This is a genomic window from Nesterenkonia lutea, assembly GCF_014873955.1.
Classification (GTDB): Bacteria; Actinomycetota; Actinomycetes; order Actinomycetales; family Micrococcaceae; genus Nesterenkonia; species Nesterenkonia lutea.
The window spans coordinates 729,262-753,699 of record NZ_JADBED010000001.1 but is presented as its reverse complement, the minus strand read 5'-3'; the positions used below and the strand labels follow the sequence as shown (position 1 = coordinate 753,699).

Sequence of the window (24,438 nt, the reverse complement as noted above, 5' to 3'; positions counted from 1 at the left end):
GACGGGGTGAAGCTGGAGGGCCTGGCGGCGGTGCGCTGATCAGGTCGAGTAGGCGGAGTTCTCATGCACATAGTCGTGGGTGAGATCGTTGGTCAGGATCGTCGCCTCGGCACCGCCGGACTTCAGGTCGATGACCACCTTGACGTGGCGTCCGCTGAGATCCACCAGGGAGCGCTCGTCCCCGATCCCGCCGGCCCGGCAGACCCAGACTCCGTTGACCGCGACATCGATGGTGCTCGGATCGAAGTCCACATCGGTCGTCCCCACGGCGGAGAGGATCCGACCCCAGTTGGGGTCCTGCCCGAAGATCGCGGTCTTGAAGAGGTTCGACCGAGCCACCGAGCGGCTCGCGGTCTCAGCCTGCTCCTCGGTGGCGGCGTTGACGGTGCTGATGGCGATCTCGTGATGGGCGCCCTCGGCGTCGGCGATGAGCTGCGCGGCGAGATCCTGACACACCTGGTTCAGCGCGGCCTGAAACTCCGCAAGGTCCACTCCGGAGGGATCAGCCTGGGGGTGTGCTCCCGAGGCCATGGCGATGACGGTGTCATTGGTGGACATGCAGCCATCGGAGTCCGCCCGGTTGAAGCTCAGCCGCACGGCTTCGCGCAGCGCGGCATCAAGATCAGCCTGCGCGATGACGGCGTCGGTGGTCACCACGGAGAGCATGGTCGCCATTCCCGGGGCGAGCATGCCGGCACCCTTGGCCATGCCTCCGACGGTGAACTCGGCTCCGGAGGCGCTGGAGATCTTCATCACCGAGTCGGTGGTCATGATCGCCTGGGCCGCACGCTGTCCGGCGGCGTCGTCCGGGTTCAGCTCCGTCACGGCGGAGGCCACACCGCCGAGCAGGGCGGGCATGTCCAGGCGCTCCCCGATGAGTCCTGTGGAGCAGACCAGCACGTCCCCGGCGGAGACCTCGGCGCCGGTGGCCTGGAGCTTCTCGGCCACGTACTCGGCGGTCTGGTGCGTGTCGGCGAAGCCCGGCGCCCCGGTGCAGGCATTGGCACCCCCGGAGTTCAGCACCACGGCGTCGGCGCGGCCGTCGGAGATGACCTGCTGGGACCACAGCACCGGTGCCGCCGCCACCCGATTGGTGGTGAACACTGCGGCGGCGTGCTTGTCCGGACCGTGGTTGAGCACCAGGGCCACATCACGGGGCCGGGCTCCGTCGGGAGCGGCAGACTTCAGCCCGGCGGCGACGCCGGCGGCGGTGAATCCTTCAGCGGCGGTGACACTCATGGCGTGACTCCCAACAGGTTGAGTCCCGTGGTCTCGTCCAGACCCAGGGCGATGTTCATCGATTGCACGGCTCCGCCAGCAGTGCCTTTGGTCAGGTTGTCCGCGGCGGAGACGATGACGGCCCGGCCCGCGTGCGCGTCGACGGCCAGCTGCATGGTCACGTGATTGGATCCGATGACCTGTTTGGTGCTCGGCCACTGACCCTCGGGGAGCAGATGCACGAAGGCCTCGGCGTCGTACTGCTGCCGATAGGCGTCCCGCAGCTGCGCCTCCGTGGTCCCGGGGGCGAGCTTGGCGGTGGAGGTCGCCAGGATCCCGCGGGACATCGGGGCCAGGGTCGGGGTGAAGGAGATCTGCACCGGAACACCTGCGGCGGTGCTGAGTCCCTGCTCGATCTCCGGTGTATGCCGGTGCACGCCCCCGACCCCATAGGGGCTCATGCCGCCGATGACCTCGGCGCTGAGCAGGTGGGGCTTGAGCGCCTTGCCCGCCCCGGAGGTTCCGGTGGCGGCCACGATGACGATGTCATCCGGCTGCACCAGGCCGCTCCCCAGCGCCGGGGCCAGGCCGAGCATGATGGTGGTCGGATAACATCCGGGCACGGCGATCCTGCGGGCACCTGCGAGCCTGGCCCGCTGGCCCGGCAGCTCGGGCAGCCCATAGGGCCAGGCGCCCTGATGGGCGGAGCCGTAGAACTGTTCCCAGGCGGAGGCCGATTCCAGCCTGTGGTCAGCGGCGGCATCGATGACGATGGTGTCCTCACCCAGCTGGGCCGCGATCTCTCCTGAGGCCCCGTGTGGCAGCGCGAGGAACACGACGTCGTGTCCCGCGAGGTTCTCCGCCGTGGTCTCGGTCAGCACGCGATCGGCCAGCGGGATCAGCTGAGGCTGGAGCGAGCCCAGCCTTTCCCCGGCGCTGGAATGCGCGGTGACTGCGCCGATCTCCACCTCAGGGTGGCCCGCCAGCAGCCGCAGGACTTCTCCCCCGGCATAGCCCGAGGCTCCAGAGACAGCGATCTTATAGGTCATGGTCAGCAGTCTAAGCGGATATATGCGTCTTATCCAATATTTATGCATTGCGCTGGCCCGGAGACTTCGTCGGTGCGGGTCCGTGTTGGGTACGCTTGCCGCCATGAATGAACAGAGCGTTTTCCCAGAGGATCTGCCGGACAGAGCACGAGTGGTGCACGCCGCGCAGGCAGGGGGTCCCGAGGTGCTCGTCGCGACGGAGTCGGCTCTGCCGGAGCCGGGCCCCCACCAGGTGCTGGTCGAGACCGCCGCCGTGGGCGTCAACTTCATCGAGACCTACCAGCGCAGCGGCGTCTATCCGACGCAGTACCCGTTCACCCCTGGCACCGAGGCCTCCGGACGGGTCCTCGCCGTGGGCGAGGCAGTGGAGAGTCTCTCCCCGGGCCAGCGCGTGACCACGATGGAGGCCGACACCGGCACCTACGCCTCCCACTTCCTGGTGGACGCGGGGAAGGCCATGCCGGTCCCCGACGAGGTGACCGACGAACAGGCCGCGGCGCTGCCGCTGCAGGGCATCACCGCCCACTATCTGATGAACTCCACCTACCGGGTCTCCCCCGGCGAGACCGTTCTGACCCACGCGGGCGCCGGCGGGGTCGGGCAGCTGCTGACCCAGCTGCTCAAGGCCAAGGGAGCGCGGGTCATCACCACCTGCTCCACCGAGGAGAAGGCGCAGATCGCCCAGGCTGCGGGCGCCGACTATGTGCTCGGCTACGAGAACTTCGCCGATCGGGTCCGCGAGATCACCAAGGGCGAAGGTGTGGCCGCGGTCTTCGACGGCGTGGGAAGGGACACCTATCTCGGCTCCCTGGACTCCCTGGCGATCCGGGGAACCTTCGTGCTCTTCGGCGGCGCCTCCGGGCAGGTCCCCCCGCTGGATCCCCAGGATCTGAACCGGCGCGGAGGCCTCTACCTCACCCGCCCTGCCACACACTGGTACCTGCGCAATGCCGAAGAGCGCTCCTGGCGCTACGCGGAGCTCTTCGACTCGCTCACGAAGGGTGATCTGAAGCTCAGCATCGGCGCCGCCTACCCGCTGGACGAGGCGGGGCGCGCCCACGATGACCTGGAGAACCGGCGCACCACCGGCAAGCTGGTGCTCACGGCCTGAGTCTGCTGCCGCCACGACTCAGAAGCTCCGGCTGGTGCAGCTCGGCCCCGATCCTCTCGCGAGGACCGGGGCCGAGCTGCATCTGATGCTGAATCTCGCGCTGCAGACTAGCGCTGCACGGCGCCGTGACGCTCGCTCGCCAGGGCCACCGCCGAGGCGCGGGCCTCAGAGGCCTCCTCAGCGGTGAGCGTGCGGTCCTCCGCTCGGAAGCGCAGGGCATAGGCCAGGGACTTATGACCCGTCTCGATGTGCTCCCCCGCGTAGACGTCGAAGAGCTCGATCCCCTCCAACAGAGGTCCAGCGCCTTCGGCCAGTGTCGCTTCCAGCGTCGCCGCCGGCAGCGTCTGTGCCACGATCAATGAGACGTCCTGGGTGGTGGGCGGGAAGGTCGAGAACGCCGCGGCGCTGACCTGCTCCGGTGCGGCGGAGATCAGCGCGGAGAGGTCCAGCTCCATCACTGAGGTGCGGGCAGGAAGATCCAGCTCCTCGATCACCTTCGGGTGCAGCTCACCGGCGTGGCCCACGCGGGTCCCGCTCAGGCGCAGCTCAGCAGTGCGACCGGGATGGAAGGCCTGATGGCGGCCCTGGACGACCTCCAGCTGAACCCGCAGCAGGTCAGCGACCTTCTCTGCGGCGTCGATGGCGTCAGCCCAGTCTCGACGTCGTCCTGCCGCACCTGGCAGCTCCGCCGGCTCGGAGCCGCAGAGGACCGCAGCGATGTGCAGCGGCTGATCCGGAATGCCTGCATCCAGATCAGCCAGCACGTCCTCGCCGGGATGGGCGCCGAGCCCAGGGATCGTCGCGGATCCCAGCTGCGCCTTGGGCAGGAAGACCATCCCGGCCTCGAAGAGCGCGAGGTCGGTGAACCCGCGGGAGACGTTGCGGCGCAGCGCCTCCAGCAGACCCGGCAGCACCGTGGTCCGCAGCGTGGACTGTTGGCTGGCGATGGGGTTCGCCAGCCGGAGCATCGGCAGCGGCGCCTCCGTCTCCTCAGGACGTCCGAAGCGGGCATTGGCCGTCTCGGAGTAGAACGGATAGCTCAGCACCTCGGTGAACCCGGCAGCGGCCAGGCCTGAATAGACGCTGCGGCGCCGCTGTTGGGAGAAGGAGAACCCCCGGCCTGCGGGGGGCACGGGCAGCCTGGACGGGATCTGGTCATAGCCGACGAGCCGGGCGATCTCCTCCACCAGGGCGGCGGGGATGGTCAGATCGGGGCGCCAGCTGGGCGGGGTGACCAGCAGCTGGTCCCCGGACTGGGTCACCTCGGCCCCGATCGCGATCAGTGTCTGCTGGATCTGCTCCTCGGTGTAGGACACCCCGGTGAGCTTCTCCGGCAGCGCCGGCTCAAGCAGGATCGGCTCCGGCAGGACCGGTGCTCCGGCATCGCTGAGCTCGCCCGCGTCGGTGCCGCCTGCGAGTTCGACCAGCAGGTCCACCACCCGCTGCGCCGCAAGGGGAGCCAGCAGCGGGTCCACTCCGCGTTCGAAACGCTTGGAGGCCTCTGAGGGGAGCTTGTGCCGGCGTTTGCTGCGGCTGACGCTGATCGGGTCGAAATGCGCCGCCTCCACGATCACCGCAGAGGTGGTGTCATCCACCTCGGTCCGCGCACCACCCATGACTCCGGCGATGCCGACGGGCCCGGCCTGGTCGGCGATCACCAGGTCCTCGACGTGCAGGCTGCGTTCCTTCTCATCCAGAGTGACGAGCTTCTCGCCTGCCGCGGCGCGGCGGACCTGGATGCCGCCGTCGAGCTTGGCAGCGTCGTAGCAGTGGTTGGGCTGGCCCAGTTCCAGCATCACGTAGTTGGACACGTCCACCGCGATGCTGATCGAACGCATCCCGGCCAGGCGCAGCCGGGAGGCCATCCACGGCGGGGTCGGTGCCTGCGGGTCGATGCCGGTGACCTTGCGGGTGACGAAGCGGCTGCAGCCCTGGACCCCATAGATGGGGTCCTGGTCATTGAGCGTGATCTCGAGGCCGGGCCCGGCGGCGGCGTCGGTCTGGATCTGCTCCGCCGGATCGATGAAGGGCGTGCCGGTGGCGTGGGAGTACTCCCGAGCGATCCCGCGCAGGGAGAACGCGTAGCCGCGGTCCGGAGTCACGTTGATCTCCGCCGCCGAGTCATAGAGTCCCAGCAGCTCCATCGCGTCGGTGCCGGGCTCGGGGTCCAGTCCGAGCGTGGAGAGCACCAGGATGCCGTCGTGGTCCTCGCCGATGCCCAGCTCACGCACGGAGGCGATCATGCCGGCGGAGACGTGGCCATAGGTCTTGCGCGCGGCGATGCGGAAATCACGGGGAAGCACCGCGCCGGGCAGGGTGACGACGACCTTGTCCCCGACCTCGAAGTTGTGGGCGCCGCAGACGATCCCCTGCACTCCGGACGGGTCGATCCCCTCGTGGGTCAGCGTCTGCGACTCTCCCTCGGGGACCACGCGGACCTGGCACCAGTTGATGGTCTTGCCGTTGGACTGCGGCTCGGGGATCTTCTCCAGCACCTCGCCGACGACGATCGGACCAGCGAGCTCATCAGTGGGGCGGTGGACGTCCTCCTCCTCGAGCCCGACCTTGACCAGCTCAGCCATGAGGTCCTCAGCGGTGGCCTCGGCGGGGAACTGGGTGTATTCACGAATCCAAGTCAGCGGAATGCGCATGTCTCAGACCTCCATTCCGAAGTGCTGGCTGAAGCGGATGTCGCCCTCGATCATGTCGCGCATATCGGGCACGCCGTTGCGGAACATCAGCGTGCGCTCGATCCCCATCCCGAAGGCGAAGCCGGTGTGCTCCTCAGGGTCCACGCCGGCGGCGCGCAGCACGGCCGGGTTGATCATCCCGCAGCCTCCCCACTCGACCCAGCGCGGGCCGCCCTTGGCCTCGGGGTGCCAGACGTCGAGCTCCGCGGACGGCTCGGTGAAGGGGAAGTAGCTCGGGCGCAGCCGGATCGCGGCCGCCTCGCCGAACATCTGCCGGGCGAAATGTTCCAATGTGCCCTTCAGATCCGCCATGGTCAGGCCCTTGTCCACGGCCAGACCCTCGAACTGGTGGAAGACCGGGGTGTGGGTGGCGTCGAGCTCATCGGTGCGGAACGTCTTGCCGGGGCAGAGCACATAGACCGGCAGCTCGCGGGTGAGCAGGGAACGGATCTGCACCGGAGAGGTGTGGGTGCGCAGCACCAGATGTGCCTCGGTGGGCTCCACGAAGAAGGTGTCCTGCATCTCCCGGGAGGGATGATCAGGGGCGATGTTCAGGGCGTCGAAGTTGAACCACTCGGATTCCACCTCGGGGCCTTCGGCGATCTCCCAGCCCATGGCGATGAAGACGTCGGAGACACGTTCCTGCAGCACGGAGAGCGGGTGCCGCGCACCGAGGGGACGACGGCGGCCGGCCGCGGTGACGTCCACCGTCTCCTCCACCAGGATCCGCTCGGCGTCTTCGACCTCGAGCACCTCGGTGCGCGCGGCGAGCGCCTTCTGGATCTTCCCGCGAGCGCCGCCGAGGAGCTTGCCTGCGGCGGCCTTCTCGGTCTTGTCCAGCGTGCCGATCTGCCGGTTCGCGAGCACGATCGGAGCCTTGTCACCGGTGTGGGCTAGGCGGGCGACTTTGAGCTCTTCGAGGTCCTGCGCCGCGGCGAAGGCGGCGATGGCCTGTTCGACACTGGCCTCGACGGCGGACTCGTCCAGGGGGTGCGGTGTTTCAGGCGTGGACATTCTGCTCCCGTGTGAGGTGACTAGAAACGATCTGGCTCAGTTTATGCGGGTCACTGATAGGAGACGAACCACGGCTTGGGGTCGACGTCGTAGGTCTGCTCCGAGGTGAAGGTCGGGGAATCCTCGTCATAGAAGTTCTTCCAGCCGAGCCAGATGTCCTCGCTGAGACCCTCCTGCAGGGCCTCGTAGGTCTCCAGCTTCAGATCCGGCGAGCCGTGCCCGTCCGCGTGCAGCACGATCGCGAGCTCCTCGTGGGACGTGTCCACATCTTCGCGGTTCTGGATCATGGTGTGCTTGAACTGGTGCAGGAGCAGCATCTTCTGCGGCAGCTCGTGCTCGGCCGTGAGCTCGGCCAGCCAGTCGGAGACCTCATTGATCTCTTCCGCCGTGACGGTGCCGATCTGCTGCATGTGCCGCTGTCCCTCGCTGAGCCGCCACTCCGAATCCAGGGCCAGCCCGACATGGGGCTGGGCCAGAAGATCCTCATACAGCTCCGCCTGCTCCAGGAACGTGGCGAGTCCGGGCTGCAGGTCCAGCACGACGTAGATGTCCTCCTCGGCGGCGAGCTCCACCCAGGGTTCGATGACCTCAGGATCCAGCGCGTTGGAGTAGTCGCCATCGGGACCTGGATCACCGGTGGCGACGGAGGTGATGATCTCGAAGGCCGGCTGGACCGGCTCCTCGGAGTGCTTCTGGTACTGCTCTGCGTAGAACTTCACCCGCTCAGCGGTGTCTTCCGCCTCCGCCTCACCGAGGACTCCCAGGGCGGGGATGCCCGGGGAGCCATAGGCGGCGAGAAAACGACGGTCAGGGAAGAGCGTGTCCCCTCCACCGGGAAGCTCCAGCGGTTCCTCTTCGGCCTGGTCTTCGGAGGGCTGCTCTCCGGGTTCCTCAGACTGCTCATCCTCCGTGTCCGGAGCCTCCGCAGACTCCTCTTCCTGAGCACCCTCACCTGCAGAACTCTCACCCGAACTCTCACCGGAGGCGGCGCTTCCTGAGGCCTCCGCTGTGGCACCTGCAGAGTCCGGCTCGGAGTCGGAATCCTCCGCTCCGCAGGCTGGCAGGGTCAGGGCAAGCATCAGGGCACCCAGTGTGATCCCCGGGCGCAGCTTCTGGGCGGCGGCAGCTGTTGTCTCCATGAGGCTCACGCTACCGGTCCATCGCAGAGAAGGCAGGTTCGACGCTTCGGCCCGTCGGTGGGTCTCTGCGGCCGACGGAACCGATAGTTTTGTCGGCATGGTGGACCACTCATATGACGCGGCTCCCGGAGGGGCGCAGCGAGCGCTGCTCGTTCCACGGGACCTGCCGGGACCCAGCGGCGGTCTCACCTACAACCAGCGGGTGCTCGAGGCCTGGCGCAAGACCGGAATCGAGGTCGCCGAGGTGCCCGTGCCGGGAAGCTGGCCCTGCCCGAGCACTGCGGACCGTCGCGCGCTGGCCCGGGCGCTGGACGGCAGTCCTCGGGTGCTCGTCGATGGGATCATCGCCTCCGCGGCTCCAGCCGAGCTCGCCCAGGCAGCCGCGGCCGGCACCGAGGTCGCCGTGCTGGTGCATCTTCCGCTGCCCGCCGAGTCCGGACTCAGCCTCCCGGAGCAGGCGCGCCTGGCCGCGAGCGAGCGTGCCGCGGTGCATGCGGCGCACGTCGTCGTCGCCACCAGCGGCTGGGCCCGGGATGACCTGCAGGCACGGTACGGACTGCGCAGGGTCTCCGTGGCAGAGCCCGGGGTCGACGCTGCACCTCTGGCCACCGGCAGCTCCCCGCGGCGGCTGCTCTTCCTGGGAGCGCTGACTCCCCGGAAGGGCCCACTCCTGCTGCTGCAGGTGCTGCGGGAGCTCACCGACCATCCGTGGACCGCCGTGATCGCTGGACCCGACGGTCCCGATCCCAGCTACGCCGAGGAGGTCCGTGCCGCGGCGGCTGGATTCCCCGCGGGACAGGTCGCCGTCCCGGGCCCGCTGGCCGGTCAGATGCTGGAGGAGCTCTGGCAGAGCACCGATCTGCTTGTGCTGCCCTCCGTGGCCGAGACCTACGGCATGGTGGTGACCGAGGCGCTCGCCCACGGCATTCCCGTGCTCGTCGGCGCGGGCACCGGAGCTGAGGAGGCGCTGGTCGGTGTGGCCCCCGCGTCCCGAGCGTCGCTCGCCACCCCCGGAGCCGCGCTGGATCCAGGGGCTGCGGAGGCCTGGGTCCAGACGCTGCGGCGCTGGTTCGAAGATGACACTCTTCGTCGCCGCTGGCAGACGGCCGCCGGAATGCACCGGGCTAGACTGCGGTCATGGTCACAAGCAGCGCAGGATCTCAGCACGGAGCTCCATTGGTGACTCGCCCGGTGCCTGCCGACTGGCTCGACGAGCGACGCCGAGCGGACCACCGTGCCCGCGAGAAGGCCGCACCGCTGATCGACGCACTGACCGAGACGCTGCGCGGGCTCACCGCAGTCGACGACGCCGCGTCGGTCAGGGTGATCGACGTGGGGGCCGGCACCGGATCGAACCAGGCGTGGCTGGCCCCGCGGCTCCACCTGTCCCAGCGCTGGACGCTGTTGGACCATGATGCCGATCTGTTGGACGTAGCATCGCAGACTCCTGCCGATTCCGAGGTCCGGGAGACGGTTCGGGTGCTGGGCACCGTCGACGACCTCCCGGGCCTGACCTCCGGCGAGGAGGTCCAGCTGGTGACCTGTTCGGCGCTGCTGGACCTGCTCTCGCTTGCCGAGGCCGAAGTCCTGGCCGACGCGATAGCTGGCCCGCGCGCAGGACGAGATGTCGCTGCCCTGCTGAGCCTGAGCGTGACCGGCGCGGTGGAGATCCACCCCGCCCACGAATCTGACGCCGTCATCTCCCAGGCCTTCGACGCTCACCAGCGCCGCGGAGACCTGCTCGGACCCGACGCCGCGGGCATCGTCGCCGAGCTGCTGCGCGAGCGCGGAGCTCAGGTGAGCGTCGGTGAGACCGACTGGCTGCTGGACACCTCCGATGCCGCGCTCATCACGCGCTATCTGAGCGATCGGGCCGATGTGGCCGTGGAGAACGATCCTTCCCTGGCCTCGACCGCGGCGGCCTGGCTGCAGGTCCGCCAGCAGCAGCTCGCAACAGGGGACCTGCAGGTCAGAGTCGGACATGTCGACCTGCTCGCGCTGCCGGCACGCTCCCAGGAGCCGTGATCCCGGCCCTGCCGGTGCTTTCTCGGCATGAACTCATCGAACCTGCGTTCTGACAGTTTTCTCACAGGTTTCACGCCTCGAACATAGCTTCGAGTGTCGGCTCAAGACACTTGCAGGCGCGTAGAATAGGTGTTCTAATGGCCTTGCGCGATGGGAAGCGCGATGCGCGCAGAGGCCCTCCTCACTGCTTCTGCGCGCATCTCCCCATTCGACGCCTCCACCGTTGCGGGTTCAGACGCTGACGTCCCGAAGGATCTGTTCCACGATCGGTCGATCCGCGGGGATCCACGCGTAATCCAGCAGCCGCGGCGTCACCGGCACCCAGTCCACGCGATCATGATCCTGCAGCGGGAACGGCTCGCCGTCGACCAGCTCTCCACGGAAGAGCCGCATCGCCGTCGTCTCCTTCAGCCACCACCCAGATTCTGGAGAGAAGCTCGCGTGACCGCCTCCGACGATCTCTTCATGCAGAACGACGGAGACACCGAGCTCCTCGAGCAGCTCCCGGTGCAGGCCCTCGTGCAGGGTCTCCCCCGGTTCAAGCTTCCCCCCGGGGAACTCCCACATCCCCGCCACAGACTCCGGCGAGGTGCGACGGGCGATGAACAGCTCAGCCTCCAGCCCGGGTCGGCGGCGCAGCAGAGCGACGGCGACGACGATCTTGGTGTGCTGGGTGCTGGTCCGGCTCTCCATGGACCCCAAGCCTAGGCGGAGGCCTCCACCACGGCCTTCAGGCGCGCGATGGACCGGGCCAGCATGGCGGCGCTCGTGGACCTGGCCCGCGCGACGCGCTGCTCATCATGCAGCTGGGACCAGTCGTAGGTGTGGGTCACCTCAGTGGCGCCGTCCTCGGTGGACGCGAGGGACCAGCGCCAGAGATGACCCGCGGGGGCCTCTCCCAGGGATGCGGGCCTCCACGCGATGAGCTGGCCCTCACGGAACTCCACCACGTGGTTCTCCCGCACCTTGCCGTTGGTCAGCTCCATGCGGAAGACGTCGCCGACCCCGGACACGCGCTGCCCCGGCTCCGCCGCAGCGAGGTTGTCATTGCCGTCGACCTCCACCTGCAGAGCAGGGTCCGCGAGAAACTCAAAGACCACGGTCGGAATCGCCCTGATCACATCCCGGGCGCAGACCACGCGTGCGCAGTGCTCGGGATCGTAGGAGAGATCCTCTGCGCCGTTCTCGCCGTACTTGGCCGCATGCGCAGGTGTCACAGGATCCATGACGCTGTCCTCGATTCTCCGATGAAGTCTTGGAGTCTCAGCCTACGCCGCTGCTCCCCTGACGGGTCCAGATGACGTGAGAGTCCTCACTTCCCGCGCCGGGCAGGGAACGGCCGCGGCGGCGCGGCTATAGGCTGACGCTCATGTCCGGATCCGAGAATGTCCCTCCCTGGCCAGAGGACACCACCATCCCGCACTCTCCGGCGGAGGACGTCTTCGGCGTGCTGATCGGCACCTTCCTCGCCTCCCTGGGTCTCTATGTGCTCCAGCAGTCCGAGGCCGTGACCGGCGGCACCGCAGGCCTGGCGCTGCTGCTGACCTTCGCCACCCCGCTGAACTTCTCCGCGCTGTTCCTGCTGGTGAATCTGCCCTTCTTCGCCCTGGCGGTCTGGAAGAAGGGCTGGACCTTCACGCTGAAGACTGTGGCGGCCGTGGCGATCGTCTCCGGCTATGCCCTGCTGCACGGACCGATGCTGTCGCTGCCCGAGCTCAACCCGCTCTACGGCGTGCCCGCCGGGAACATCCTGATCGGCATGGGGCTGCTCGCGATCTTCCGGCACGGGGCGAGCCTGGGCGGGTTCAACATCGTGGCCCTGGTGGCACAGGAGCGGCTGGGACTGCGCGCAGGATACGTGCAGATGACCCTGGACGTGGCGGTCATCGCGCTCGCGCTGACCGTCGTCTCGCCGCTGAACGTGCTCTACTCCGCATTGGGCGCGGTGCTGCTGAACCTCGTGCTGGCGCTGAACCATCGTCCGGAGCGTTACCGCGCCTAGGGCAGCCGGTGTCCGGCGGCGCGGATGAGTTCGTACCATTCCCTGCGGGAGAGCCGGACCTGCGCGCCAGCCGCCGCCTCCTCCACCCGGGCGCCCTGCGTGGTGCCCAGAACCACCTGGATATCCGCCGGATGGCGGGTCAGCCAGGCGGTGGCGATGCCCGTGGGCGTCACCGAGTGCTTCTCGGCCAGACGGGACAGCACCGCATTGAGCTCGGGGTACTCCGGGTGGTCGATGAAGACCCCGCGCGGTGACTGGTAGGGGGACCAGGCCTGAAGCGTGATGCCCTGGCGTCGGCAGTATTCCACGAGGTCAGCACCCGCCGGCATGACCGCCTGCGCCTGACCGAGCGTGTTGGTCTGCATCCCCTCGCTGAAGAGCGGAGCATGGACGATGGAGAGCTGGACCTGGTTCACCACCAGCGGCTGCTCGACCGCTGTGCGGAGCAGCTCGATCTGCCCCACGGTGTGGTTCGAGACGCCGAAGTGACGCACCTTCCCGGAACCCTGGAGGGCGTCAAAGGCGCGCGCGACCTCCTCGGGCTCCACCAGCGGATCCGGCCGGTGCAGGAGCAGGATGTCCAGGTAGTCCGTCTGCAGTGCTCGCAGGGACTCCTCCACTTCTTCCATGATGTGCTCGGCGGAGAAGTCATAGGAGGGACCGTCTCGGATGATGCCGACCTTTGATTGGATCAGCACCTGTTCACGTTCCGCGCCGGAGAGCCGGACGGCCTCCGCGAAGCGTCGCTCGCAGTGGTGCGGACCGTCGCCGTAGATGTCGGCGTGATCGAAGAGGTCGACACCAGCCTCCCGGGCTCGCCGGTAGAGCTCACGGATCTGGTCATCGGTCTTGTCGTTGATCCGCATCAGTCCCAGCACCAGCTGGGAGGCGGACAGTCCGGCGGCGGGCAGCTGGATGCTCTTCATGCCTGCAGACTACTCAGCGGACCCTGGCACGCGACAGCGGCTGAGATCAGACGCCTCCCCGCGTGTCGCCGATCAGCGGGTGGCGTCGATGAGGATCTTGCCGTTGGAGCCCGACTGGTTGGCCTCCATCGCGGCTCCGGCCTCCTCGAGCGGGAAGACGCGGTCCACATCCACGCGCAGCGTGTCTGCGGCGACCTTCTCGAGCAGCCTGCGCAGGCGGGTCCCGTCAGGGCGGACCCAGAGCCAGCGGCCGCCGTGCTCCAGGACCGAAGGATCGGCCACGGAGACGTGCCGGCCGCCCTCGGCCAGCACTGCCAGCGTGTCTTCCAGGACCCCGCCGACGAAGTCGGCCACAGCGGTGACTCCCTCCGGAGCCTCAGAGCGGACCCGGTCGGCGAGGCCCTCCCCGTAGGTCAGCGGTGTCACCCCGAGCTCGCGCAGCTTCGCATGGTTCTTCTCCGAAGCGGTTCCCAGGACTGTGGCGCCGCGTTCCACCGCGAGCTGGGCTGCGAGGTGACCTACGCCGCCAGATGCTGCATGGATGAGCAGCGTGTCCTCGGAGGTGAGCTCGAGGGCCTCCAGAGCACGCTGGGCGGTCAGTCCGGTCAGCGGAAGCCCCGCGGCAGAGTCGAAGTCCACGCCGTCCGGGATTCGGGCCACCGAGTCGGCCGGAACCGCGACGTATTCCGCATAGGTGCCGCCATGGATGAACTCTTTGCGGGCGTAGGAGGCCACGCGGTCTCCCACGGAGAACTCCGGAACGTCGGGCCCGGTCTGTTCGACCACTCCGGAGACGTCCCACCCCGGGATGGCGGGGAAGACGATATCGATGAGGGGGTCCAGACCGCCGGACATGACTTTCCAGTCCACCGGATTGACCGAGGCGCGCTGGATCTTGATCAGCACGGCGCCGGGGCCCACCTTGGGCAGTTCAAGCTCGGTCATCTCGAGGGTGTGTGGTTCGCCGTATTCGGAGTAGGTCATTGCACGCATACCTGTGGCAACCCCAGCAGGAGCGGAATCTATTCCTCCTCGGCCCCGTGTCCCGCTGCTGCCTGCGTCTGCTCCGGCTGCTCACCGTTCCTGATCCGTGCACCGGTCGCAGATCAGGTTGACCAAATTGATACCTCCCCCAAGGTGTGAACCAGAATCTTCATTCCCTAGGCTGAGAAGTGTCCACGCAAAAACGTAGACGAGAGGAAGTCGATGACCATGGCACATCCCGACGACCGACACGGCAATGACGAAACCGCACAAGACACCCGCCTCGACCGGGACCATGAAGTGCGCTCCGCTGATCGCCAGACGCCCCCGCCCGCGGGGACGGCTTCGGCCAGTCGAACTCCAGCCCGGACCACCGAACGCGATCGGTCCGAGCGACTCGAGACCCGCGAGGACCACCCCACGCAGGACTCCTTCGTCGGGGTCGACCGCGGCCCCCGCACCCCCAACGCCTCGTGGGGTGCCATCTTCGCTGGCACCGTCACGTTCCTCGCTGTCCTGCTGGTCTTCGGGGTCATCAGCGCAGCCCTGGGCCTCTCCGAGGTGGACGGTGCCGCTGTGGGCATCTGGAGCGTGGTCGCCATCCTGCTCTCGCTGGCCGCCGGAGGATTCGTCGCCGGCGCCCTGGCCGTGCGAGCCGGGCTGCTCCACGGACTGGTGACCTGGGCGACCTCGCTGGTCGGCGTGACGCTCTTGATCGGCTGGCTCGGTGCCGGCGTCCTCGGCGCTGCCGGAGGAGCACTGGGACAGGCCGCAGAGGCCGCGGATGTTGATCCAGCAGTCCTCCAGGAAGAGGCTGGAGAAGTCGAAGACGACGCTGCGGACGTCGCAGATGAGGCGCAGGAGACCGCCGAAGATGTCCAGGATGATGCGGCCGCTGGCGCCTGGTGGACAGCTGCCGGTCTGATCATCGGAGCCGCCGTGGCGGCCTTCGCCGGTGTTGCCGGCGCACGAACCGCACACACACGTGAGACTGAGGTCCACGCGGACACTGCACGTCGCACCACCCGTTGATCACGCGTTCGTCTCCGATGCTGAGGCGTGACCAGCACCGCTCGCTGCGTGAGGGCGGGGTCTCTGCGCAGAGACCCCGCCCTTCCCGCGTGCCTTCCCGCGTGCGCGGCCTGGATTCACCGTCCTCGCCGCGTAGGATCACCCCATGATTCAGCTCAACTCAGGAACCCAGATGCCGGAGATCGGCTTCGGCACCGGCAAGACCAGCACCGAGGCCGTGGTCCATGCGCTCGGCGCCGGGTACCGGCTCTTGGACACCGCACAGATGTACGGCAACGAGGCCGAGGTCGGCGAGGCCGTCCGGCGCTCCGGCGTCCCCCGAGAGGACGTCTTCGTCACGACCAAGCTCAACAACGGCAACCACGCCCCCGCCGCGGTGCACGAGACCTTCGAGACCTCGCTCGAGACCCTCGGATTCGACTACGTGGACCTGTTCCTCATCCACTGGCCCATGCCGATGTTGGACATCGACTACGTGGACACCTGGAAGGCCATGCTGGAGCTGGCCGAGTCCGGGCGGGCGCGCGCCGTCGGCGTCTCCAACTTCCAGCCTGCACACCTGCAGCGGCTGATCGACTCCACCGGAGCGGCGCCAGCAGTGAACCAGATCGAGATGCACCCCTATTTCCCCAATGACGAGGTGCGCACCTACTGCCAGGAGAGGGACATCGCGGTCCAGGCGTGGAGCCCGCTGGCACGCACGGACCAGTTCGGTGAGCCCGTCCTCGCCGAGATCGCCCAGCGGCACGGCGTCACCCCCGCCCAGGTGATGCTGCGCTGGCACCTGCAGCGTGGGGTCGTGGCGATCCCGAAGAGCAACAGCGCAGAACGCATGGCGAAGAACCGCGACATCTACGGATTCGAGCTTCAGCCACAGGAGATGACCGCGATCGCAGCCCTGGACAAGGGCGAGGAGGGGCGCCGCGGAGGGCACCCGGAGAGCTTCACCGGGTAGGTCCCTCCCAGCCGGTCCAACTCGGTCCAGACCGGCCCGGTCGTGGCCCCTGTCTTCTGCTGCAGAACCGGGAGTACAGTCAGCGCATCGGGACCACGTTCCAGGGTGGAGGACGTTCGCATGCGGACCTTTGGCGTTGAAGAAGAGCTCCTGCTGATCGATGCCACCGAGCTGGAGCCGCTGCGCCTGGGCTGGCAGGTCGCCGAGTATCACAGCGCCCCGCTCGAGTCCGGACATCAGCTCGCCACGGAGCTGCAGCAGGAGCAGCTCGAGGTCGTGAACCCGCCACAGCGGACTCTGCAGGAACAGCTTCACGCGATCCGGGAAGGCCGTGCGTGGGCCGACGCTTCAGCCGCCGAGTTCGGGGGACGCGTCGCCGCCCTCGCCACGGCCCCGGGGCACGTGACTCCCCACCTGGTGCCGAACCAGCGCTACCAGCGGATCGCCGCCTGGACAGGGATGACAGCTCTGCAGCAGCTCACCGGTGGACTCCACGTCCATGTGCACGTGGAGTCCCGGGCCGAGGCGGTCGCGGTGCTGGACCGGATCCGCGTCTGGCTGCCCACTCTGCTGGCGCTGAGCTGCAACTCCCCCTTCTGGGATGGCACCGACACAGCGTTCCAGAGCTACCGGCACCAGACCTGGAGCAGGTGGCCCAACACCGGGCCGACGGACGTGTTCGGAACCACCGAGCGCTACGATCGACAGCGCCAGTCGCTGCTCGATTCGCGCGTTCCGCTGGATGCGGCAATGCTCTACTTCGATGCACGGCTCTGTGAGCGCCACTCCACAGTGGAGATCCGGGTCTGCGACGTCTGCATGTTCGCCGAGCATGCGGCTGCACTGGCCGCCATGGCGCGCGCACTGGTGGAGACGGCCGCGCGCCAGTGGCGAGCGGGGGTCCCGCCGCTGGAGGTGGACACAGCCGTTCTGCGCGCATGGACCTGGCGCGCCAGCCGCTGCGGTGTCGAGAGCACCCTGGTCGACCCCTTCACCGCCGTCCCGGCGGCGGCCGGGGAGGTGGTCGGAGCGCTGCTCGACACGCTCGACCCGGTGCTTCGCGAGTACGGGGAGGCCACGCAGGTCCAGGCCACGGTCTGCGACATCCTGCGCAGCGGGACAGGCGCGCGCCACCAGCGCGAGGCATACCGTCGGGCCGGGGATCCCCGCGACGTGGTCGACGCGGCGCTGCACGCCACGCATGAGGCGCACGGCGAGCGCACTCCGATGAACGTCCTGGGCGACTGAGGTCAGTCCTCCACGGCGGAGGAGACGGCAGTCAGCGCCTGAGCGTCCTCGGCCGAGAGCTGGAGGCGGGCGCCTGCCAACAGCGCCGGGAGCTGCTCCGGAGTCCGGGCACTGGCGATGGGCGCAGTCACCTGGTCTCGAGTGCGCAGCCAGGCCAGGGCCACGGTGGGCATCGCGACCTCGAGCCGGGAGGCGATCGCGTCCAGGGTCTCGAGCACTCTCAGCTTCTGCTCCGAGAGGTGCTTCCCTGCCATTCCGGCACGAGCGGCCCCCTCCAGGTCCGTTCGGTTCCGGTACTTCCCGGTGAGAAAGCCGGAGGCCAGGGAGAAGTAGGGCATCACGGCGAGGTCTTCGGCCCGAGCGATCTCGCTCAGTCCGGATTCATAGTCCCCGCGATGCACCAGGTTGTAGTGCGGCTGCAGAGCCACCGGCAGCGTATAGCCCTCCCGCCGGGCGATCTCGAACCACTGCCGGACACGGTCGGCGCTGTAGTTGGAGACTCCGACGGCGCGGATCCTGCCGGCGGTGATGAGCTCCTCGAAGGCCCCCACGGTCTCCTCCAGCGGGGTCTGCTCGTCGTCGAAGTGGGCGTAGTAGAGGTCGATGTGGTCCGTGCCCAGCCGCCGCAGCGTGGCCTCGGCGGCGGCCGCCACGTTCTTCGGCGCCAGTCCTTTGAACTCGGGATGCTGGCTGACCTTGGTGGCCAGGACGACGTCGTCTCGGTTGCCTCGGGCCGCCAGCCACTGCCCGATGATGGTCTCGGACTCTCCCCCGCTGTTGCCCTCGACCCAGGCTGAATAGCTGTCGGCGGTGTCGATGAGGCTGCCGCCCGCGCCGGTGAAGGAGTCGAGCACCTCGAAGGAGACCTCCCGGCTGCTGGTCCAGCCGAAGGTGTTTCCGCCCAGACACAGTTCCAGGGCGCTGCTGGTTCCGAAGCGGCTGCTGTTTCCGAAAGTCGTCATGAAACTGATCCTATGTGTAGACCCGGGGCCCCGCGGAGTGTGTCATTCCACTGCGGCTAGAGGAGCAGGTTCACCGCGCCGAGAGCGGTCAGCCCCAGGACCAGACGCTCGAACAGGCGCTGCGATATCCCTCCGGCGATCCACCGTCCGATGAATGCTGCGACCACGACGAGCGGCACCAGCACCGCCACAATGCTCAGGGTGTGCAGGTTCAGCAGTCCCAGGCCGATCTGGAAGGGAACCTTCACCAGGTTCACCACGAAGAAGAAGTACGCGGCGGTGCCGAGGAAGGTCTTCACGTCCAGTCGCATCGCGAGCAGATACATGCTCATCACGGGGCCTCCAGCGTTCGCCACCATGGTGGTGAACCCGCCCAGCCAGCCGAACCCACGGCCGGCGAGGCGACTCGGCTTCCCCGCTTCGGACGGGCGCGCTGGATGACCGGACGGTGGCGAGGAGCTGAGCTCCGGCGCCCGAGACTGGCGACGACGGCGCAGCAGCGTGAACACCAGCAGACCCAGCAGGATCGCGCCGATCACCCGCCGGACGGCCCCGTCCGAGGCGACCCCGAGAAACACCGTTCCGACCGCGACGCCCAGCAGCACCGGCCAGATCAGCCGACGCAGGATCGCCCAGTCCACGGTGCGCCGGTACATCCAGACCGCGAAGAGATCCCCGACCAGGAGCAGGACCAGCAGCGCCGCAGTGGACTCCCTGGCGGGCAGAGCCATAGCGAAGAGGACCACGGCGAGGGTGCCGCCGCCGGGGAGCGCCGTCTTGGAGAGTCCCACCACGAGTGCACCCAGTCCGAGCAGCACCCAGCTGAGCGCATCCAGTTCGACCATCCGCACAGCCTATAGACTCCGCGCATGGTTGATTTCGAAGAGGCCGACCACCTCCCGCGGCTCGCCGGGCTGCAGAGCACCTTCACGGACCTGTTGAGGACGACTGATCCGTCCGTGCCGGTGCCGGGCTGCGGGGACTGGACCGTGCGCGAGCTGACCGAGCACCTGGGCTCGGTGCACCTTTGGGCGGCGAGGAAGGTGGGCGGGGCAGAGGTTGCGACGCCTCCGCCGCCCGCGGACCTGGACGATCGGGAGAGTCTGGCCTGGACCTATGCGGTCCGAGCCGAACTGCTGCAGAACACATTCGCGGAGGTGCCGGCGGATCACCCGTGCGAGACCATGCAGGGCCAGGGAGCGGCGTCGTTCTGGCACCGCCGTCAGGCCCACGAGACCCTCATCCACCTCTGGGACCTCTGCCAGGCGGTGGGAGCACCGATGCCGCCGCAGGACCCCTCGGTCTGGGCGGACTGCGTGGACGAAGTGGTGCAGGTGATGCACCCGCGACAGATCAGCAAGGGCCGTGCGGAACCCCCGGAGGATGGGATCGCGCTGGTCGCCGAGGACGCCGACCGGCGCTGGGAGATCTCTGGGCGGGCCAGCGCCGCACCCGCAGCGGATGTGAGCGGATCGGCCCGTGAGCTGGCGCTGCTGCTGTGGGGACGGCGAAGCCTGGATGATCTGAGCCTGAGCGGGGACCGGACCACCGTGGAAGCCGCGCTCGCGGGACCGATCACGCCTTGATCCTGGAGAGTGGAGAGTGCATGTCATGGTGACACCCCTGGTGAGCGAGAGCGCCATCACCGCGAGCCTGTTCTTCGCCATCGGATACGGAAGGACCCCGAGCAGTCAGGGTCCCGCGCTGCCCGAGGAGCTGCGTGAGACCGTCGCCGCCCGGCTCGGCGAGCAGGGATCCGGCGACAGTCTGGCGCAGGCACTGGACGCTGTCCGGGCCGGGCGCGAGGCAGTGCAGAACGACGCGACGCTGACGATCTCGGTGCAGCGCTATGAGCAGCACCGCAGTCAGTTCCTCGCCGAACACGCCACCACCGGCGGGAAGGGAAAGAATGTCTGGCCGGTGGGGTCCACGACGATCCTCAAACGTGCTGGCGGCTCCTGGAACAGCGCGCTGGCATCTGCGGGGCTGGCGGTCTCCAGCAGGGAACGAGCGGCCGGCTTCGGCAGGGCGCGGTTCACCACGGAGCAGTTCCAGGCCGCGATCCGCGACTTCGCTCTGGCGGCGGCCCGAGAAGGCTCCAGCACCAGCTATCGGAACTACACCGAGTGGCGGAAGCAGAGCCAGGAACACGGACGCATGGATCTGCCCTCGGGGCCCAGTATCCGCAACAGCTACGGCAGTTGGAGCGCCGCCCTGCAGAGCGTCTCCGATCAGTCCAGCACCGTTCGGTCCAGCACGGGAGGCGAAGAACCGGGCCGGGAGTCAGGCGGATAGCAGACTGGCCGCGGTCCGGGCCGCGCGGTCACCGGAGACCAGGGCTCCCTGGATGGAGCCGTTCTCGCGGTGGTCCCCGGCCACGAGGATCCGGTCGGCGATCCGCTGGGGGCCGCGTCCCACCGTTCCCGGGGGCATCGCCGGCAGCGTGTGCGGGACCACGTGGTGGATCAGCATCTCCCAGTCCGTGGTGGAGGTCTGGTACAGCCGCTCGAGGTCGCGACGCACCGCCGATTCCTCTGCCAGCCCATCGGGACGATCCAGCAGCGTCGTGGCCTGGATCAGGTGCTGTCCCTGCGGCGAGTACGAGGGGGCGGCCTGTGAGACCACGGCGGTGTTCCAGATCGGACCGGCCGGGCCTCCGCCCGGCTTCGAGGCGTCGAGCATCAGGAACGGCCCGGGCCGCGGCAGCTTCGGAGCGCGGAACCACCACGTGGTCAGACCGTGGGCCTCCGGCGCAGGCTGGCCGGTGAGCCCACCGGCGAGCTCGGTCAGGTGCTGGACTCCGACAGCGAGGACGACGGCGCGTCCGTGAACTCTGCCCGCGTCGGTCGTGACCTCCACGCCCCTGGAGCTCGGGCGCAGGTCTCGAGCGCGGGTGTTCAGTCGCACAGGATCAGCGAGCGAGGCTGCCATCTGCTCCGGCATCGCCTGCATGCCCTCGCGGGGCAGTCCGGGGACTCCCAGGGCGAAGCTGCGGACCAGCATCCGCACATAGGCCGCAGAGTTCCCACCCGTGCTGTCGGCCAGGACTCCGGCCAGGAAGGTGTCGAGCACGTCCCGGCGCAGCCGCCCGGTCAGCCCTGCGGAGTCCAACGAGGCGCGCAGGGTCTGATCTCCGGGCCCGGTGGCACGCTCGCGGGAGGGGCCTGCGGCGCCCAGGGTGGGGCCGATCCAGCGCGCGAGCGCCAGCAGATCCGCGGCCGGGGTGTGTCTGCTGCGCAGGGTGGACAGGGTGTGCTGGGGGTGGCGCAGCGGATGGGCGAGCGTGGTCGTGGTGTCTCCGTCACGGACCACCGCGCCGGCGCCGAAGCGCTGGAGTCCCAGTGCCGGGACATCGATCCACTTCCGCACCGCCGGGTACGCGGGGTTGAGCACCTGAAACCCGCGGTCACAGCGGAAGCCGTCGACGAGATCGGTGCGCACCCGTCCCCCGACGGCGTCTCCGGCTTCCAGCACCGTGACGTCGTGGCCCTCTCGCTGCAGGCGGCGGGCGGCCTGCAGGCCCGCGAGGCCCGCGCCGATCACGATGACGTCGGTGTCCATGAGGCTCCGTCCGGTGAGGTGATTCTCAGTCTAGGCGGATGCCGCGACCCGCGCTCTTGGGCGCCCTGCGGTCCCGGTCGAAGCGCCCGAAGAAGGTGAGGAACAGCCCCGCGCAGAGGGCCCCCAGCCCACCGGCCGCCATGTCTGCAATCGTGTCGGTGTAGTTGACGTTGATCCCTTCAGCCACATACACGAAGCCGAACCACTCCACCATTTCCCAGACGGCGCTCAGCGCCAGTCCGAAGGTGGTGGTCAGCACGATTCCAAGTGTCGTGGCGACCTGGCCCGACCGCGGCTCAGGCACCACCTGGATGCGGCCGAGCAGAAGGCAGAGCGCCGCCGCGAGGACACCGGTGCAGACGAAATGGACCGCCAGGTCCCACCCGGGGACGCTCTCGTAGAGACCCCAGACGTTGCTCCAGGCCGCGATGAGCAGTGTGACGGCGAGGGTGATGTCTGCACCGGCGCGTGTTCCCAGGAAGCGTGGGGCGAACACGCCGGGGAGCACGAACGCCAGAACGCCGGCGTCTGTGAGGTCGAAGAACACGGCCGCGAGCACGACGCTGAACACACCGAACGCCCGGAGAGCGTCGGCCAGCACCTCAGCCAGGCCCTGGGGAGGGCGCAGGAAGTTCTCGATCATGGCGAAGCCCCTTCCTCGGGGAGAACGATCACGGCGTGGACCGGCAGGTGGTCAGAGGCCCATCCTGCACCGTGACGCTGCGTGTTGACGGCGGCCCGGGTCACCCGGACGCCCGGCGTGGTCAGGATCCTGTCGATGCGGGGGCGATCTCGGCGCGGCGTCCGGTAGTTCGCAAAGGTTCCCCACTCCTGACTGTCGTGCCGCTCCGCCGTGGCCCGGGTGTCGGCGAGCGCCTCCCCGGCGACCAGGGCACGGTATGCCGCGGTCCCGGCGTGGGTGTTCAGATCAGCGGTGAGCACCGCTGGGAGCGGGCCAGCGGCGGCCAGGTCTCTGATCGCCTGTGCTGAAGCCAGGCGTGATCGGCTGGAGAGATGATCGAGGTGAGTGTTCAGGGCGAGGAAGCTCGCCGAGGTCTCACGATCGCGGAACCTGGCAGAGACCAGGACGCGCGGAATCACGTTCCCCCAGGATCTCGAGCCCGGCCGATCCGGGGTCTCGGAAAGTGCCGACTGCTCCCACCCGAGCAGCTCGAGCCGGTCAGCGTCGTAGAAGATCGGGCAGCCTTCTCCCCCGCCCCCAGCGCTCCTCCCGTGTCCGATGTACTGATAGGACGCCCCGAGTGATGCGCAGATGAACCGGGACTGATCCTCCAGTGCTTCCTGAGCTCCGAGCAGGGTGGGGCGCTCGGCGCGCAGAAGGGCCCGGAGCCCGGGAGCACGTTGGTTCCAGCGATCCGCGGCGCGTGGATGGAACCGTCCCGTCCGCCGACGGATGTTCCAGCTCATGACATGCAGTGCTGGCGGCTTGACCGGCCCGGTCAGCGGGACGTTATTCGGCCCGGTCAGCGGGACGTTATTCGGCCCGGTCAGCGGGACGTTATTCGGCCCGGTCAGCGGGACGTTGCTTGGGAGATTCGAGGCGCCTGAGCCCGCACGCGCTTCAGGGACGGTCATCGCTGCGACCTTCCGCTGCGGAGGAGATCTCCCGGCGCTGCTGACGAGCTCGGCGCCACCGGTATGGCGGGAAGTCTTCGGGCCAGTGAACCGCCACGGTGCGGAAGCCTCGCGCCATACGTCGCCGGAACGCCCGCGCATCGCTGAAGGGACGCATCGAGATGCCCATCGGCTCCCCCCGCACGTAGCCGAGACGGTGACGTTCCCCGAGGTGGAAGGAGAGATCGAGATCGTCGTGCACCTCCGGGTCGTCGCGATGGACATCAGCGCGGATCTCTTCCCAGGCCTGCCGCCGCATGGCGAGGTTGGAGCCGAACAGGGGGCGATGCCCCAGCGCGGAGGCACAGAAGCAGGTGTAGGAGTGAAGGTAGAGCGCCGCGAGTGGACGTCGGAGCAGAACAGGGCCGTCGATGAACCGTGCGGGCCCGGTCAGTGCGGACACCTCCGGACGGTCCTCGAACGCTGCGACCACGTCGTGGATCCAGGAAGCCGCAGGCACACAGTCGGCGTCGAGTCGCAGGATCAGATCTCCTGAGGCCGCGTCGTATCCGCGTGCGCTCGCGGCAGGTATTCCTGGCTGCAGGCACTCGATCACTGTGGCCCCGGCGGCTCGGGCGATCGAAGCCGAAGAATCCGAAGACGCGTTGTCCACGACGACGATCTCCTCGGCCGGGCGGGTCTGCGCCTTCAGGGCGGAGAGGCATGCGGCGAGCTCCTCGGCGTCGTCCTTGACCGGGATCACCACTGACACGGTGACCAGCTGGGGATCACGGTTCGCATCTTCGCGCTTGTCGGTTCTCATATCCGCCTCGACCGGTGTTGGTCTGCTGCCATCGCCGCCTGTATCATGAAGTCGCAGAATCTGTTCGGCTGTTGTTGGACAAATCTACGCCGTATGAGCCCGCCACGCGCGACACCAGGCTGGG

At 68.4% G+C, this 24,438-nt stretch carries 24 protein-coding genes; 9 read left to right on the top strand and 15 right to left on the bottom strand.

The window, feature by feature from the left end:
* Positions 1-39: 39 nt before the first annotated feature.
* Complete coding sequence (gene argJ / locus H4W27_RS03480) at positions 40-1,239, bottom strand: bifunctional glutamate N-acetyltransferase/amino-acid acetyltransferase ArgJ (protein WP_192594703.1); 1,200 nt, start codon at positions 1,237-1,239, stop codon at positions 40-42.
* On the bottom strand, positions 1,236-2,267 hold the full coding sequence (argC, locus tag H4W27_RS03475) for an N-acetyl-gamma-glutamyl-phosphate reductase (RefSeq protein WP_192594702.1): 1,032 nt from the start codon (positions 2,265-2,267) through the stop codon (positions 1,236-1,238). The genes argJ and argC overlap by 4 nt, the downstream gene beginning before the upstream one ends.
* A 103-nt stretch (positions 2,268-2,370) precedes the next feature.
* Between argC and H4W27_RS03470 the strand changes: the two genes are divergently transcribed.
* Positions 2,371-3,378, top strand: a complete 1,008-nt coding sequence (locus H4W27_RS03470; RefSeq protein ID WP_192594701.1) for a quinone oxidoreductase family protein — start codon at positions 2,371-2,373, stop codon at positions 3,376-3,378.
* Between the two features lie 107 nt (positions 3,379-3,485).
* Here H4W27_RS03470 and pheT read toward each other — a convergent pair whose 3' ends face one another.
* From pheT to H4W27_RS03455, 3 genes are read right to left on the bottom strand one after another with little or no spacing between them, the layout of a single operon-like run.
* Positions 3,486-6,029 (bottom strand): phenylalanine--tRNA ligase subunit beta, encoded by a 2,544-nt coding sequence (gene pheT / locus H4W27_RS03465; RefSeq protein WP_192594700.1) that lies wholly within the window; start codon positions 6,027-6,029, stop codon positions 3,486-3,488.
* A gap of 3 nt (positions 6,030-6,032) precedes the next feature.
* Positions 6,033-7,082, bottom strand: a complete 1,050-nt coding sequence (gene pheS, locus H4W27_RS03460) for a phenylalanine--tRNA ligase subunit alpha (RefSeq protein WP_192594699.1) — start codon at positions 7,080-7,082, stop codon at positions 6,033-6,035.
* Positions 7,083-7,132: 50 nt separating this feature from the next.
* Entirely contained in the window at positions 7,133-8,221 is a 1,089-nt protein-coding gene (locus H4W27_RS03455) for a hypothetical protein (protein WP_192594698.1), read from the bottom strand.
* A gap of 97 nt (positions 8,222-8,318) precedes the next feature.
* On the opposite strand from H4W27_RS03455, the gene H4W27_RS03450 reads away from it, so the two are divergent.
* Both H4W27_RS03450 and H4W27_RS03445 read left to right on the top strand, forming a co-directional pair.
* A complete protein-coding gene (locus tag H4W27_RS03450; RefSeq protein WP_192594697.1) occupies positions 8,319-9,404 on the top strand; it encodes a glycosyltransferase family 4 protein in 1,086 nt (361 codons plus the stop codon).
* Entirely contained in the window at positions 9,359-10,246 is an 888-nt protein-coding gene (locus H4W27_RS03445) for a methyltransferase domain-containing protein (protein WP_192594696.1), read from the top strand. Before H4W27_RS03450 ends, H4W27_RS03445 begins: the two co-directional genes overlap by 46 nt.
* Positions 10,247-10,477: 231 nt before the next feature.
* On the opposite strand, the gene H4W27_RS03440 is transcribed toward H4W27_RS03445, so the two are convergent.
* Positions 10,478-10,939, bottom strand: coding sequence for a (deoxy)nucleoside triphosphate pyrophosphohydrolase (locus tag H4W27_RS03440; protein WP_192594695.1), 462 nt, complete (start codon positions 10,937-10,939; stop codon positions 10,478-10,480).
* Positions 10,940-10,950: 11 nt separating this feature from the next.
* Positions 10,951-11,472 carry an SRPBCC family protein gene (locus tag H4W27_RS03435; RefSeq protein WP_225938987.1) on the bottom strand — a complete coding sequence of 174 codons (522 nt, stop codon included), beginning with the start codon at positions 11,470-11,472 and terminating at the stop codon, positions 10,951-10,953.
* Positions 11,473-11,615: 143 nt separating this feature from the next.
* On the opposite strand from H4W27_RS03435, the gene H4W27_RS03430 reads away from it, so the two are divergent.
* On the top strand, positions 11,616-12,248 hold the full coding sequence (locus H4W27_RS03430) for a YitT family protein (RefSeq protein WP_192594694.1): 633 nt from the start codon (positions 11,616-11,618) through the stop codon (positions 12,246-12,248).
* Here the strand turns inward: H4W27_RS03430 and H4W27_RS03425 are convergent.
* Together H4W27_RS03425 and H4W27_RS03420 are read right to left on the bottom strand one after the other, a co-directional pair.
* Complete coding sequence (locus tag H4W27_RS03425) at positions 12,245-13,174, bottom strand: aldo/keto reductase (RefSeq protein ID WP_192594693.1); 930 nt, start codon at positions 13,172-13,174, stop codon at positions 12,245-12,247. The two genes, H4W27_RS03430 and H4W27_RS03425, sit on opposite strands and share 4 nt — an antisense overlap.
* Positions 13,175-13,246: 72 nt before the next feature.
* Positions 13,247-14,158, bottom strand: coding sequence for an NADP-dependent oxidoreductase (locus tag H4W27_RS03420; protein WP_318782114.1), 912 nt, complete (start codon positions 14,156-14,158; stop codon positions 13,247-13,249).
* A 228-nt stretch (positions 14,159-14,386) separates the two neighbouring features.
* Between H4W27_RS03420 and H4W27_RS03415 the strand changes: the two genes are divergently transcribed.
* The 3 genes from H4W27_RS03415 (at position 14,387) to H4W27_RS03405 (ending at position 17,393) form a co-directional block, all read left to right on the top strand.
* Positions 14,387-15,190: a TIGR04086 family membrane protein gene (locus H4W27_RS03415; RefSeq protein ID WP_192594691.1), complete on the top strand. Its 804-nt coding sequence runs from the start codon at positions 14,387-14,389 to the stop codon at positions 15,188-15,190.
* A gap of 145 nt (positions 15,191-15,335) precedes the next feature.
* Complete coding sequence (locus H4W27_RS03410; RefSeq protein WP_192594690.1) at positions 15,336-16,145, top strand: aldo/keto reductase; 810 nt, start codon at positions 15,336-15,338, stop codon at positions 16,143-16,145.
* 120 nt (positions 16,146-16,265) lie between these two features.
* Positions 16,266-17,393 (top strand): glutamate--cysteine ligase, encoded by a 1,128-nt coding sequence (locus tag H4W27_RS03405; protein WP_192594689.1) that lies wholly within the window; start codon positions 16,266-16,268, stop codon positions 17,391-17,393.
* A gap of 2 nt (positions 17,394-17,395) precedes the next feature.
* Here H4W27_RS03405 and H4W27_RS03400 read toward each other — a convergent pair whose 3' ends face one another.
* Positions 17,396-18,355, bottom strand: a complete 960-nt coding sequence (locus H4W27_RS03400; protein WP_192594688.1) for an aldo/keto reductase — start codon at positions 18,353-18,355, stop codon at positions 17,396-17,398.
* A 56-nt stretch (positions 18,356-18,411) separates the two neighbouring features.
* Positions 18,412-19,200, bottom strand: coding sequence for a sulfite exporter TauE/SafE family protein (locus tag H4W27_RS03395; RefSeq protein ID WP_192594687.1), 789 nt, complete (start codon positions 19,198-19,200; stop codon positions 18,412-18,414).
* Positions 19,201-19,224: 24 nt separating this feature from the next.
* On the opposite strand from H4W27_RS03395, the gene H4W27_RS03390 reads away from it, so the two are divergent.
* Complete coding sequence (locus tag H4W27_RS03390) at positions 19,225-19,941, top strand: maleylpyruvate isomerase family mycothiol-dependent enzyme (RefSeq protein WP_192594686.1); 717 nt, start codon at positions 19,225-19,227, stop codon at positions 19,939-19,941.
* A 25-nt stretch (positions 19,942-19,966) separates the two neighbouring features.
* Positions 19,967-20,650, top strand: a complete 684-nt coding sequence (locus H4W27_RS03385; protein WP_192594685.1) for a hypothetical protein — start codon at positions 19,967-19,969, stop codon at positions 20,648-20,650.
* Here H4W27_RS03385 and H4W27_RS03380 read toward each other — a convergent pair.
* Genes H4W27_RS03380 through H4W27_RS03365 form a run of 4 tightly spaced genes read right to left on the bottom strand, consistent with a single transcriptional unit; the run spans position 20,639 to position 24,314 of the window.
* On the bottom strand, positions 20,639-21,916 hold the full coding sequence (locus tag H4W27_RS03380) for a flavin monoamine oxidase family protein (protein WP_192594684.1): 1,278 nt from the start codon (positions 21,914-21,916) through the stop codon (positions 20,639-20,641). The genes H4W27_RS03385 and H4W27_RS03380 overlap by 12 nt on opposite strands.
* Before the next feature lie 25 nt (positions 21,917-21,941).
* Complete coding sequence (locus H4W27_RS03375) at positions 21,942-22,559, bottom strand: hypothetical protein (protein ID WP_192594683.1); 618 nt, start codon at positions 22,557-22,559, stop codon at positions 21,942-21,944.
* A complete protein-coding gene (locus H4W27_RS03370) occupies positions 22,556-23,512 on the bottom strand; it encodes an endonuclease/exonuclease/phosphatase family protein (RefSeq protein ID WP_225938986.1) in 957 nt (318 codons plus the stop codon). The genes H4W27_RS03375 and H4W27_RS03370 overlap by 4 nt, the downstream gene beginning before the upstream one ends.
* On the bottom strand, positions 23,499-24,314 hold the full coding sequence (locus H4W27_RS03365) for a glycosyltransferase family 2 protein (RefSeq protein WP_192594682.1): 816 nt from the start codon (positions 24,312-24,314) through the stop codon (positions 23,499-23,501). Before H4W27_RS03365 ends, H4W27_RS03370 begins: the two co-directional genes overlap by 14 nt.
* Positions 24,315-24,438: the final 124 nt, after the last annotated feature.